Consider the following 12,680-nt stretch of genomic DNA (forward strand, 5'->3'; position numbering starts at 1 on the left):
GTTCGCTCAGGCCCGGTCGCGCATCAGGACGCGTTCGGGTCCCAGAAGCCGCCCGATGCTGCCGAATCCGGCGCGGCGAGCCCGAAATGGCGATACGTGAGCTGCGTCGCGACGCGCCCGCGCGGCGTGCGTTGCAGATAGCCCTGCTGGATCAGGTACGGCTCGAGCACGTCTTCGATCGTGTCGCGTTCCTCACCGATCGCCGCAGCCAGGTTGTCGATGCCGACCGGCCCGCCGTCGAACTTGTGCAGGATCGCTTCGAGCAGCTTGCGGTCCATGAGGTCGAAGCCGACCGGATCCACGTCGAGCATCTTGAGCGCGGCGTCGGCAACGCTTGCCGTGATCGAGCCGTCGGCCTTCACTTCGGCATAGTCGCGCACGCGGCGCAGCAGACGGTTCGCGATACGCGGCGTACCGCGCGAGCGGCGCGCGATTTCGAGCGCGCCGTCGGGATGGATGTGCGCGCCGAGCAGCGCTGCAGAACGCTGCACGATGCGGCTCAACTCGCTCGCGTTGTAGAACTCCAGCCGCGAGACGATACCGAAACGGTCGCGCAGCGGGTTCGTGAGCATGCCCGCGCGCGTGGTCGCGCCGACCAGCGTGAACGGCTGCAGGTCGAGCTTTACGCTGCGCGCAGCGGGCCCTTCGCCGATCATGATGTCGATCTGGTAGTCCTCGAGCGCCGGGTAGAGGATTTCCTCGACGACCGGCGAAAGCCGGTGAATTTCGTCGATGAAGAGCACGTCGTTGGCTTCGAGGTTCGTGAGCAGGGCGGCAAGATCGCCTGCACGCTCCAGCACCGGCCCCGACGTTTGCCGCAGATTGACCCCCATTTCGCGCGCGATGATGTGAGCGAGCGTGGTCTTGCCGAGGCCCGGTGGCCCGAACAGCAGCACGTGATCGAGCGGCTCTGAGCGGCGCTTCGCGGCCTCGATGAAGATCTCGAGCTGGCCGCGCACCTTTTCCTGGCCAACGTATTCGTCGAGCTGGCGCGGTCGCAGCGCGCGTTCGAACGCCTCCTCGTTGCGCGAGGCCGGCGCTGCGTCGATCATGCGCGCGCCTTCGGTGTCAGCGCGGTTTGCGGCGAGTTTGTCGGTTTCGATCATGGAGCGATTGTACCGCGCGAGGGAGCGCGGGCGGATCGCCCGGGAGGTTGTGCCGCAAGCCGCTGTTCACGGTCCGGACGCCACGCACAACGTGGCCGTTGCGCGTTTGCGAGCGTGGGCGTCAGGCCTTCGAGAGCACCTTCAGCGAGAGCTTGATCCCCTCGGACACGCCCGTGCCCGCCGGCACGTTCTTGATCGCGGCAAGCGCTTCTTTCTCCGAATAGCCGAGTGCGAGCAGCGCGTTGAGGATGTCGTTGGCGTGATCGGACGGCGAAGCGGCTGCGGCCATGGCGCCGAGGTCGGCGCCGAGCTTACCCTTCAGTTCGAGCAAGAGACGCTCGGCGGTCTTCTTGCCGATGCCGGGCACGCGCGTGAGCCGCGCCGCATCCTGCAGCGTCACGGCCTGCGAAAGCTCGTGCACGCTCATGCCCGAGAGCACCGCGAGCGCCATACGCGCGCCGATGCCCGTGATCTTGAGCAGTTCGCGAAACGTCGCGCGTTCCTGTTGCGTGCCGAAGCCGTAGAGCAGATGCGCATCCTCCCGCACGATCATGTGCGTGAGCAGCACGAGTTTCTCGCCGGTGCCGGGCAGGTTGTAGAACGTGCTCATGGGCACGTCGATTTCGTAGCCGACACCGTTGCAGTCGACGAGCAGGTGCGGCGGATTTTTTTCCAGCAGGACGCCGGCAATGCGACCGATCATGGCGGATTCAGTGGTGGGAGAAAGCGTGAGTGTAGCGGAGCGCGTGGCGCCTGGGCGCGGCGAAAAGGAGCGTTAGCCGTCCGGCCTGGGTATACCCAAGCGAGCGCCGCCACTTGCCGTCGATGAACCCTGGCGGAGGAACTTCAGCCGATGAGCCGCCCACGCCGCACGCGTATGCCCTTTTTCGCAAGCGCGGGCGCGAGTTCGCCGAGCGTCGCGAGCGTATCGCCGCCGTGCGCGTGGCAGATGGCCATGCCGAGCGCGTCGGCGGCGTCGGTGCCCGGCGTGCCCGAGAGGTTCAGGAGGCGCACGACCATCTGTTGCATCTGCTCTTTGGTCGCGCGGCCGTAGCCCACCACGGCCTGCTTGAGCTGCAGCGCGGTGTATTCGGCGACGGGCACGCCGCCCGACACGAGCCCGCAGATCGCTGCGCCACGCGCCTGGCCGAGCAGCAGCGTCGATTGCGGATTGACGTTGACGAACACTTTTTCGATCGCGGCCGTATCGGGCGCATGCTGGCGGATCAGCGTAGAAACGCCTTCGAAGATGATGCCGAGGCGCGTGGGCAGGTCGGCGTCGCCGGTGCGGATCACGCCGCTCGCGACATACGTCAGTTGATGGCCGTGACGCTCGATCACGCCGAAGCCAGTGACGCGCAAGCCGGGGTCGATGCCGATGATTCTCATGAAGGCCGGGAAAAACGAATGTGCCTGCGATGGTACAACGAACGGCAACCGTACCGCGAGCGTTGAAGGTGCGTAAAAAAACCCGCGGGACGCGAAGTCCAGCGGGTTTTCGGGGCTTTCCGGGGCAATACGGCGCGCGTTACAGCGCGCGCCAAAGGTCTGCCGCTTAGTGACGGAAATGGCGGATGCCCGTCATGACCATTGCGATGTTGTGCTCGTCGGCGGCGGCGATCACTTCGTCGTCGCGCATCGAGCCGCCCGGCTGGATCACGCAGGTCGCGCCGGCGTTCACCACCACGTCGAGACCGTCGCGGAACGGGAAGAACGCGTCCGACGCCACGGCCGAACCCGCGAGCTTGAGACCCGCGTTTTCAGCCTTGATGCTCGCGATGCGCGCCGAATCCACACGGCTCATCTGGCCCGCGCCGACGCCCATCGTCATGCCGTTCGCGCAGAACACGATCGCGTTCGACTTCACGAACTTCGCGACGCGCCAGGCGAAGAGCAGATCGTCCATTTCCTTCGGCGTCGGGTGGCGCTTCGTCACGACACGCAGTTCGTGCGGCTGCACGTTCTTCGAGTCGAGCGACTGCACGAGCAGGCCACCGCCGACGCGCTTCAGATCGAACGCGTTGTGACCGTTGCCGAGGGCGATCTCGAGCAGACGCACGTTCTGCTTCGCGGCAAAAACGGCCTTCGCGGCGTCCGAGAACGACGGCGCGATCAGCACTTCGACGAATTGCTTGCTGACGGCCTGCGCCGCCGCTTCATCGACTTCGCGGTTGAACGCGATGATGCCGCCGAACGCCGAGGTCGGATCGGTCTGGAACGCCTTCGAGTACGCTTCGTGCGCATCGGCGCCAACGGCCACGCCGCACGGATTCGCGTGCTTGACGATCACGCAGGCGGGCACGTCGAACGTCTTCACGCATTCCCACGCCGCGTCCGAGTCGGCGATGTTGTTGTACGACAGTTCCTTGCCCTGCAACTGCTTGTAGTTCGCGAGCGCGCCGGCAGGCGCGCTGATGTCGCGGAAGAACGCTGCGTTCTGGTGCGGGTTTTCGCCGTAGCGCAGGTCCTGCACCTTGTCGAACGCGAGGTTCAGCACGGCCGGATACGTGTTGCGCGACTTGTGGTCGAGTTCGGACGTGAGGCTCGTCAGGTAGTTCGTGATCGCGCCGTCATACTGCGCGGTGTGCGCGAACACCTTGGTCGCGAGGCGGAAGTTCGTCGCGTAGCTCACGTTGTTGCCGTTAGCACGCATTTCGTCGAGGACCGCAGCGTAATCGACGGGATCGACCACGACGGTCACGTCGCGATGATTCTTCGCTGCCGAGCGCAGCATCGTCGGGCCGCCGATGTCGATGTTCTCGATCGCGTCTTCCAGCGTGCACTCGTCTTTCGAGACGGTCTGGACGAACGGATACAGGTTCACCACCAGCAGGTCGATGGTGGGGATGTCGTGCTTTTTCAGCGCGGCCATGTGCTCGGGCAGGTCGCGGCGGGCGAGGATGCCGCCGTGCACCTTCGGGTGCAGCGTCTTCACGCGCCCATCGAGCATTTCCGGGAAGCCGGTGTAATCGGCGACTTCGGTGACGGGGAGGCCCGCGTCCGCGAGCAGTTTTGCGGTGCCGCCGGTCGACAGGATCTTGACGCCGAGCGAGGACAGCGACTTGGCGAAGTCGACGATGCCCGACTTGTCGGAAACGGAGATGAGCGCTTGCTTGATCATGATGGAGGAGGGGAGCCGGAAGGATCGAGGGGGCTGCGCCGAAGCGCTACAGCAGGCCGTGCTGCTGGAGCTTCTTGCGCAGCGTGTTGCGGTTGATGCCGAGATACTCGGCGGCCAGCGACTGGTTGCCGCCGGCCTGCTCGAGCACCACCTCGAGCATCGGTTTTTCGACGATCGAAATCACCATTTCATACACGTCGTGCGGGTTGGAGCCGTCGAGATCCTGGAAGTACACGCCGAGGCTCTCGCGGACGCATTGTTCGATGTTGTGCTTGCTCATGCTGCCAGTCGATCGGTTGATTCGATTTCGTCACCGCGGCTTGCGTCCGTTTCGTCCTCGTCCTCGTAGACGAGACGATCCGAGCGTGCCTTTTGTTCGTCGAAGAACTGGTTAACGGCGAGAAGTTGCTCTCGTGTAGTGTCCAGCGTGTTCATACGGTGCCGGAACAGGTTGGCGCCGCAAAGGCCGCGAGTGTACCAGCCGATATGCTTGCGCGCAGTACGCACCCCGGTAAATTCGCCGTAGAACGCGTAGTGATCTTCGAGATGCTCATTCATGATCGACTGGATTTCGTCGACGCGCGGCGGCGGCAGCAGCTCACCGGTGGCGAGGAAATGGTCGATCTCGCGAAAGAGCCATGGGCGGCCCTGCGCCGCGCGACCGATCATGATGGCGTCGGCGCCGGTAGCCGCGAGCACGTCGCGCGCCCGCTGCGGCGTGGTGATGTCGCCGTTGGCGACCACCGGAATGCGTGCAGCGGCCTTCACCGCGGCGATCGTTTCGTACTCGGCTTCGCCGTGATAGAGGTCGGCGCGCGTGCGGCCGTGCACGGTCAGCATCGCGATGCCGCAATCCTCGGCGATGCGCGCGATCGTCAGCGCGTTCCGGTTCTGGCGATCCCAGCCCGTGCGGATCTTGAGCGTGACGGGCACCGCGTCGGGGCCGACGCCCACGGCGTCCACCACGGCCTTCACGATGCGCGCGACGAGCGGCTCGTTCTGCAGCAGCGCCGAACCCGCGGCGACGTTGCACACCTTCTTGGCCGGACAACCCATGTTGATGTCGATGATCTGCGCGCCGTTCGCGACGTTGTAGCGCGCGGCTTCGGCCATCATCTCGGGATCGGCGCCGGCGATCTGAACGGCGATGGGCTCGACCTCGCCCGCGTGATTGGCGCGGCGCATGGTCTTCTCGCTCTTCCAGAGCTGCGCGTTCGACGCGACCATCTCCGATACGGCGTAGCCCGCGCCAAGGCGCTTGCACAGCTGGCGGAACGGCCGGTCCGTGACGCCCGCCATGGGGGCGACGAACAGGTTGTTGCGCAGGGTGTGATGGCCGATCGTGAGCATGACGCGCGGAAGTGACCGCCGCCGCGCCCGTTTCGCAACGATCGGGAAGATCGGAAACGTTGGTGCGGCCACGGCCGGAAAAATGGGGGAAACCGCTATTTTAGCGTAAGCGAGACCACCGGTCGCTCCGGGCGAACCGGAACATTGTTCTTACGCTGTGTCGCGAACACTATCGTCCGCGCCTTTGAAAAACGACTCGACCCTCGAATTGCCCCGGTTCGCCGGATGTCGATGCGTGCGTTGCGCACGCACCGGCTTTCGTCAGATCCGTTGCCCGAACATCATTTGATGCGCCAGCGCCGACTTGACGGGCGGCGCGAATTCGAGCGCGGTGAGCGCGAGGCCGCGCAGCGTCGCGAGCGGCCCGAAATCGATCGTGAAGAGGCGTGCGAGCGTATCCGTCGCGCCGATCGTCATGCGGCGATCGAGTGCGCGCTGGCTTGCGAAGTGGCCGAGCGCGAGCGGCGTAGCGCCGTGATGCGCCAGGGCCTCGGCCAGCGCGTGCGCGTCGCGCAGGCCCAGATTCAGCCCCTGGCCTGCAACGGGATGCAGGGTTTGCGCCGCGTTGCCCACTGCCGCAATCCGGCCATGGCCCGTGACGAGCGTATCGAGCGCCGAGAGGCCGAGCGCGAACGCCGCACGGCCATGGATCTGCGTGAAGCGGCCCATGCGCGAGCCGAACGCGCCGCCGAGTTCAGCGAGGAAATCCGCGTCCGACAACTGCGCACGCCGTTCGGCTTCTTCGGGCGAGCAGCACCAGACGAGCGCATAGTCCGCGCCGCGCACGCCGCCCATCGGCAGGAGTGCGATCGGGCCTTCGTTCGTGAAGCGCTCCCACGCCACGTGCGGTTGCGGTGCCGACAGCGTCACTACGCCTACCAGCGCTGTCTGGCGGTAGTCGCGCGTTCGCTTCGTCTCCCCCTTTGCCTGCGCGGCGGCTTCCTTCGCCGCGTTCGCGCTTGCGTCCGGATCGCCGTGCGCGGCTCGGTCCGATTGCGGCCTGAAGAGTCCGCCTTCCGCGTTCACGAGGATGCGCGTGCGCAGCCAGCGCTCGACGCCCGCGCTCACGACGGGCAATGTCACGCCGTCGTGGTCGACGATGGGATCGAGCGCCTGGGTCTGATGCAGCCAGTGCACCGGCGTGGCGCGCACCGCGTGCGCAAGCGACTGCACGATCGTCCCGTAGCGCGCGACATAGCCGAGTGCGGGAAGGTCGTAGTCGTCGCGGTCGATCAGCGTGCGGCCGAAGTGACCGCGCTGCGAGACGTGGATGCGCTCGATGGCGGTTGCCTCGTGCGGCCACGCGAGCGCCTCGAGCAGCGTGCGGCTGCCCTGCGAGACGGCGATGGCGCGCGGGTCGCCGCTGCTGTTCTCGGGATCGCGCGCGTCGATCAATGCGATTCGCAGCGAGGCCGTCGCGCTGCGGCGCGTGAGCCAGCCCGCGAGCGCCATGCCTACCGGCCCGGCGCCGACGATCGTTACGTCGTAGTCGAACGGGGCGGTGGCCGGGGGCGTGATGTCGGGCGTCGCGGAGGCTGCGTTCATGGCGGTTCTTTGGGTCTGTTCTCGTCGATGGCCTTGCGGTTGGCCTGCGGTTTTTGGCCTGGTTCCTGGCCGATAGGAGCCTCAGGCGTGCTTATGCGCGTCCAGCATCAATGCTTCGATTTCGTCCGCTTCGACCGGCACGTCGCGCGTGATCAGTTCGCAGCCTGTTTCGGTGACGACCGCATCGTCCTCGATCCGGATGCCGATGTCCCAGTAGCGCTCGGGCACGTCCTCGGCCGCACGAACGTACAGGCCGGGCTCGATCGTGAGCGTCATGCCTTGTGAAAGCGTACGCCATGGCGGCGGAGCGTCGGTTTTCGCTGCGCCTTCCAGCGCGCTTCGCTGGCCGCCTCGTTCCCGATAATCGCCCGCATCATGCACGTCCATGCCGAGCCAGTGTCCCGTGCGATGCATGTAAAAGCGCGCGTAGGCGCGCTCGGCGATCACGTCGTCGATACTCGCAAAGCGCTGGCGATCGACGATGCCGGTGTCCAGCAGCCCTTGCGCGAGCACGCGCACGGCCGCATCGTGTGGCGCCTCGAAGTTCACGCCGGCGCGCGTTGCATCGATAGCCGCCTGCTGCGCGGCGAGCACGATGTCATAAAGCTCGCGCTGCGCGCTCGTGTAGCGCCCACTCGCCGGGAACGTGCGCGTGATGTCCGAAGCGTATCCGTTCAGTTCGCACGCCGCATCGATGAGGATCAGGTCGCCCTCGCGGATGACCGCGTTGCCCGCCGGATAGTGCAGCACGCACGCGTTCGCACCCGCCGCGACGATCGAGCCGTAAGCCGGGCCCTGCGCGCCGTGTTTGCGGAAGGTGTAGAGCAGTTCGGCTTCGAGTTCGTACTCGCGCATGCCTGGGCGGCACGTGGCCATCGCGCGGCGGTGTGCAATGGCCGATATCTTCGCGGCGCGCCGCATCGTATCGAGCTCATGCGCGTCCTTGATGACGCGCATGTCGTCGAGCAACGGTAGCAGGTCGTGCGCGGCGGACGGCGCCGTGACGCCGCTGCGCCCTTGCGCGCGCACGGCGTCGATCCAGCGCTTCACCTGCGCGTCGAAGTGCTCCGACGCCGCGAGCGCATAGTGCAGCGCCGGCCGGTTGGCGATGAGTTGCGGCACGCGCGCGTCGAGTTCATCGAAGGCGAACGCGGCGTCGACGGCGAACGCCTCGCGCGCGCCATCCGGGCCGAAGCGGAATCCTTCCCACGTCTCGCGTTCCGCATTCTTTGCGCGGCAGAACAGGATCGAAGCGGGCTGGTTTTCCTGAGCGTCGGCATCGAGCACAAGCAGCGCTTCGGGCTCCGTGAAGCCGGTCAGGTAGTAGAAGTAGCTGTCGTGCCGGTAGGGATAGTCGGCGTCGCGGTTTCGCATGACCTCGGGCGCCGTCGGGACGAGCGCGACGCCGCCGCCTCGCGCACGCATCGCCGCAAGCACGCGCTCGCGGCGCTCGCGATAGAGCGCGGTGCCGCCATCGGGGCCGCGCGGTACGTCGGCGTCTCGCGGTTGGACGGGCAGCGTGGCGGCCAGGGCGGGCGTGGAGGTCGAGTTCATCGTGCGATTGTAGCGCCCGTAGCGCCCCATCCGCTGAGGGCGCCGCGCCGCTCGCGACTGGCGTAATGCGCATGGCATGGGGCGCAAGGTGGGACCTGAAACGTGCGCGGGACGCCAATTCGAGCACACGCCAGCACAGGCACCGGCGCGTAAAGTGCCCACGCGGGCCGCGCCGGTGTTGCATTCAGCCCACAGCCGTCGCCGGGGAATTTTGATTGAGGCGCGCGCGGGGCGTCAGAGCAACGTCAATCCAACGTATACTTTCGCCGGATTCCAGAAAAGGCAGTTGCGATGAAACTTATCGGTTCGCTCGGTAGCCCGTACGTCCGCAAGACGCGGATCATGCTCGCCGAGAAGAAAATTGAATACAAACTGGTGCTCGAAGACGTATGGGCCGCTGACACGACGATCTACGAATCGAACCCGCTCGGCAAGGTTCCGTGTCTCGTGATGGAGGACGGCGAGGCGGTGTTCGACTCGCGCGTGATCTGCGAATACGTCGATATGCTGTCGCCGGTCGGCAAGCTGATTCCGCCGTCGGGACGCGAGCGCGTTGAAGTGCGCTGCTGGGAGGCGCTCGCCGACGGCATTCTCGATGCGACCATCGCGATTCGTCTGGAAGGCCTGCAACGCACGCCCGAGCAGCGCAGCGACACGTGGATTGCGCGCCAGCAGCACAAAATCGACGAGGGCCTGAAAGCTATGGCGAAGGGACTCGCGAGCAACGCGTGGTGCGCGGGCAATCGCTATACGCTCGCCGATATCGCGGTGGGCTGCACGCTCGGCTATCTCGACTTCCGCATGCCCAACCTCAACTGGCGCGAAGCGCATCCGGACCTCGCGCGCCACTTCGAGAAACTCTCGCAGCGTCCCTCGTTCGCGGATACCTTTCCGCAGGGCTGACGCCAGATGGCTGAACGGCGGCTCGCGGCCGCCGTTTGAGTTCATCATGCCCTTCATACGCCATCGCACGCGCCGGAGCCTTTCCCCCGGCGAGACGATTCAGCCTGCTGCCTTCAACCCTCTGCAGGCGCAAACGAATCGCTGCGCGCGACCGGCCACCACTTCTCGTACAACTGATAGCGATAGCGATCTTCCAGCAGATCGCCCGGCTTCAGGTACTTGAGCAGATCCGACATCAGCTTGACCTCATAGGACGACACGCGCCGCACGATGTGATGGGCGCGCAGATCGTCGGGGCTCGCGAGACCGGCGGCCTGGATGATTTCCTGCAAGGCGTGCAGCGTGTTGTGGTGGAAGTTGAACACGCGTTCGCCCTTGACGGGCACGTTCAGCGCGCGCTGGCGCACCGGGTCCTGGGTCGCGACGCCGGTCGGACAGCGGTCCGAATGACACTTCTGCGCCTGGATGCAGCCGACCGCGAACATGAAGCCGCGCGCGGAGTTCACCCAGTCGGCGCCGATCGCGAGCGTCTTCGCGATGTCGAAGGCCGTGACGATCTTGCCGCTCGCACCGATCTTGATCCTCTCGCGCAACCCAATGCCGACGAGCGTGTTATGCACGAGCAGGAGTCCTTCCTGCAGCGGCGTGCCGATGTGATCGGTGAATTCGAGGGGCGCGGCGCCCGTGCCACCCTCGGCGCCGTCCACGACGATGAAGTCGGGCAGGATGCCTGTTTCGAGCATCGCCTTCGCAATGCCGAAGAATTCCCACGGATGCCCGATGCACAGCTTGAAGCCAGTGGGCTTGCCGCCCGAGAGCTTGCGCAGGCGCTCGACGAATTCGAGCAGGCCGCGCGGCGTCGAGAACTCCGAATGGCGCGCGGGCGAGATGCAGTCCTGACCCATCGGAACGCCGCGCGTCTCGGCGATTTCCGGTGTCACCTTGGCCGCGAGCAGCACGCCGCCGTGACCGGGCTTCGCGCCCTGCGAGAGCTTCACCTCGATCATCTTCACCTGCGGCTCGGCCGCCTGGCGCTGGAATTTATCGGCGTTGAACGTGCCGTCGTCGTTGCGGCAGCCGAAGTAGCCTGACGCGACTTCCCAGATGATGTCGCCGCCGTGCTCGCGGTGATACTTCGACATCGAGCCTTCGCCGGTGTCGTGAGCGAAGCCGCCTTTCTTCGCGCCGAGGTTCAGCGCGCGGATCGCATTCGCGGAGAGGGCGCCGAAGCTCATCGCGGAGACGTTGAAGATCGACATCGAGTAGGGCTGTGCACGGTCCGCGCCGACGAGCACGCGGAAGTCGCAACCGGAGAGCTTCGTCGGGGCGAGCGAATGGCTGATCCATTCGTGACCGACTGCCTTCACGTCGAGCTCGGTGCCGTAGGGGCGGCTGTCGACGGCGTTTTTCGCGCGCTGATAGACGAGGCTGCGTTGTGCGAGGGAGAACGGTTTTTCGTCGGTGTCGTCTTCGACGAAGTACTGGCGGATTTCGGGCCGCACGAACTCGAAGAAAAAGCGCAGATGGCCCCAGATCGGATAGTTGCGCAGGATTGCGTGGCGGTCCTGGCTCATGTCGTAGAGACCGAGCGCGACCAGCAGCGCCGGCACGATGGCGCACAGCCAGGACAGATGATGTAGTGCCGCTGCGGTGAACGTGGCCAAAGTGACCAATACGGCGGCCCACATGGCGAGATAACGTCGGGAAAACATGGCGCAACTCCTCGAACTTGACCGGATGCGCAGGCCCGCATGGGCTGCGCGTTGGCGAGGATGATGCCGGAAGTTCGTGAATCTGGCCTTGACGCGGGCAGGCGGGGAACGGGAAGCGAGGGGAAGCGGGAAGCCGGGCGTGCGCGGCGCATTGCACGCCGCGCACGCAAGAGCGGGCTTAGGCCTCGCTCGCCGCGCCGCCGAGCAGCGCGGGTTTTTTCTGCGGTGCGCGCTTCGCGCGGACCGGCTCGGGCGGCAGAACGGCGGGCACGTGGGGCGCGAGCGTTTGAACCGCTTCGATGATCCCGCCGCCGAGGCACACGTCACCGTCATAAAGCACGGCCGACTGGCCGGGTGTGACGGCCCATTGCGCGTCGGGGAAGTGCAGCGAGAACCCGCCCGCGCCGGATGACGCCGACGCGCCGAACGTGCAGCGCGCGTCCGCTTGGCGATAGCGCGTCTTGGCTCCGCACGTGTGGCCGTCGACGGGCGCCTCACCCGCGACCCAGCTAACGTTGCCCGCGCTCAGGTCGTGCGCGAGCAGCCACGGATGATCGTGACCCTGCACGACGTAGAGCGTGTTCGACGCCATGTCCTTGCCCGCGACGAACCACGGTTCGCCGCTGCCGTCCTTGCTGCCGCCAAGGCCGATGCCCTTGCGCTGCCCGAACGTATAGAACGCGAGGCCGATGTGCTCGCCCACGATCTTGCCGTCGGGCGTCATCATCGGGCCGGGCTTCGTCGGCAGATAGCGGTTCAGGAAGTCGCGGAACGGCCGCTCACCGATGAAGCAGATGCCCGTCGAGTCCTTCTTCTTCGCGTTCGGCAGACCGATCTTTTCGGCGATCTCGCGCACCTTCGTCTTGGGGATCTCGCCGAGCGGGAACATCGTCTTCGACAATTGCGCCTGGTTCAGCCGGTGCAGGAAGTACGACTGATCTTTCGTGTGATCGAAGGCCTTCAGCAGCTCGAAACGTCCATCGTTCTCACGCACGCGCGCGTAATGACCCGTCGCGATGGTTTCCGCGCCGAGCGACATCGCGTGGTCGAGGAATGCCTTGAACTTGATTTCGGCGTTGCAGAGCACGTCCGGGTTCGGCGTGCGGCCCGCCGAGTACTCGCGCAGGAACTCCGCGAACACGCGGTCCTTGTATTCGGCGGCGAAGTTCACCGCTTCGACGTCAATGCCGATCAGGTCCGCCACCGACACCACGTCGATCCAGTCCTGGCGCGTCGAGCAGTACTCGCCGTCGTCGTCGTCTTCCCAGTTCTTCATGAAAAGACCGACGACGTCGAATCCCTGCTCCTTGAGCAGCCATGCCGTCACCGACGAATCGACGCCGCCCGACATACCCACCACGACCTTACGTTTGCTCATCTCTTAGCTGC

11 protein-coding genes are annotated in these 12,680 nt (G+C 65.8%); 1 reads left to right on the forward strand and 10 read right to left on the reverse strand.

Annotation, left to right across the window (positions count from 1 at the left end):
• Positions 1–23: 23 nt before the first annotated feature.
• The 8 genes from ruvB to L0U80_RS02260 form a co-directional block, all read right to left on the reverse strand.
• The gene (gene ruvB, locus L0U80_RS02225; protein WP_233862240.1) at positions 24–1,106 is read right to left on the reverse strand and encodes a Holliday junction branch migration DNA helicase RuvB; all 1,083 of its coding nucleotides are present in this window, start codon (positions 1,104–1,106) and stop codon (positions 24–26) included.
• A gap of 121 nt (positions 1,107–1,227) precedes the next feature.
• Positions 1,228–1,809: a Holliday junction branch migration protein RuvA gene (ruvA, locus tag L0U80_RS02230; RefSeq protein ID WP_233862241.1), complete on the reverse strand. Its 582-nt coding sequence runs from the start codon at positions 1,807–1,809 to the stop codon at positions 1,228–1,230.
• 143 nt (positions 1,810–1,952) lie between these two features.
• On the reverse strand, positions 1,953–2,495 hold the full coding sequence (gene ruvC / locus L0U80_RS02235) for a crossover junction endodeoxyribonuclease RuvC (RefSeq protein WP_233862242.1): 543 nt from the start codon (positions 2,493–2,495) through the stop codon (positions 1,953–1,955).
• A gap of 166 nt (positions 2,496–2,661) precedes the next feature.
• Positions 2,662–4,227: a bifunctional phosphoribosylaminoimidazolecarboxamide formyltransferase/IMP cyclohydrolase gene (gene purH, locus L0U80_RS02240; RefSeq protein WP_233862243.1), complete on the reverse strand. Its 1,566-nt coding sequence runs from the start codon at positions 4,225–4,227 to the stop codon at positions 2,662–2,664.
• Between the two features lie 46 nt (positions 4,228–4,273).
• Entirely contained in the window at positions 4,274–4,507 is a 234-nt protein-coding gene (locus tag L0U80_RS02245) for a Fis family transcriptional regulator (protein ID WP_233862244.1), read from the reverse strand.
• Positions 4,504–5,577: a tRNA dihydrouridine synthase DusB gene (dusB, locus tag L0U80_RS02250; RefSeq protein ID WP_233862245.1), complete on the reverse strand. Its 1,074-nt coding sequence runs from the start codon at positions 5,575–5,577 to the stop codon at positions 4,504–4,506. The genes L0U80_RS02245 and dusB overlap by 4 nt, the downstream gene beginning before the upstream one ends.
• A 261-nt stretch (positions 5,578–5,838) precedes the next feature.
• A complete protein-coding gene (locus tag L0U80_RS02255) occupies positions 5,839–7,122 on the reverse strand; it encodes a UbiH/UbiF/VisC/COQ6 family ubiquinone biosynthesis hydroxylase (protein WP_233862246.1) in 1,284 nt (427 codons plus the stop codon).
• An 81-nt stretch (positions 7,123–7,203) separates the two neighbouring features.
• Positions 7,204–8,754, reverse strand: a complete 1,551-nt coding sequence (locus L0U80_RS02260; protein WP_373322086.1) for an aminopeptidase P N-terminal domain-containing protein — start codon at positions 8,752–8,754, stop codon at positions 7,204–7,206.
• Positions 8,755–8,967: 213 nt separating this feature from the next.
• Between L0U80_RS02260 and L0U80_RS02265 the strand changes: the two genes are divergently transcribed.
• Positions 8,968–9,579: a glutathione S-transferase C-terminal domain-containing protein gene (locus L0U80_RS02265; protein ID WP_233862248.1), complete on the forward strand. Its 612-nt coding sequence runs from the start codon at positions 8,968–8,970 to the stop codon at positions 9,577–9,579.
• Positions 9,580–9,692: 113 nt separating this feature from the next.
• On the opposite strand, the gene L0U80_RS02270 is transcribed toward L0U80_RS02265, so the two are convergent.
• Positions 9,693–11,291, reverse strand: a complete 1,599-nt coding sequence (locus L0U80_RS02270; RefSeq protein WP_233862250.1) for an FMN-binding glutamate synthase family protein — start codon at positions 11,289–11,291, stop codon at positions 9,693–9,695.
• A gap of 178 nt (positions 11,292–11,469) precedes the next feature.
• A complete protein-coding gene (gene mnmA / locus L0U80_RS02275) occupies positions 11,470–12,669 on the reverse strand; it encodes a tRNA 2-thiouridine(34) synthase MnmA (protein ID WP_233862252.1) in 1,200 nt (399 codons plus the stop codon).
• Positions 12,670–12,680 lie beyond the last annotated feature (11 nt).

The organism is Paraburkholderia adhaesiva (genome assembly GCF_021390575.1).
Lineage (GTDB): Bacteria > Pseudomonadota > Gammaproteobacteria > Burkholderiales > Burkholderiaceae > Paraburkholderia > Paraburkholderia adhaesiva.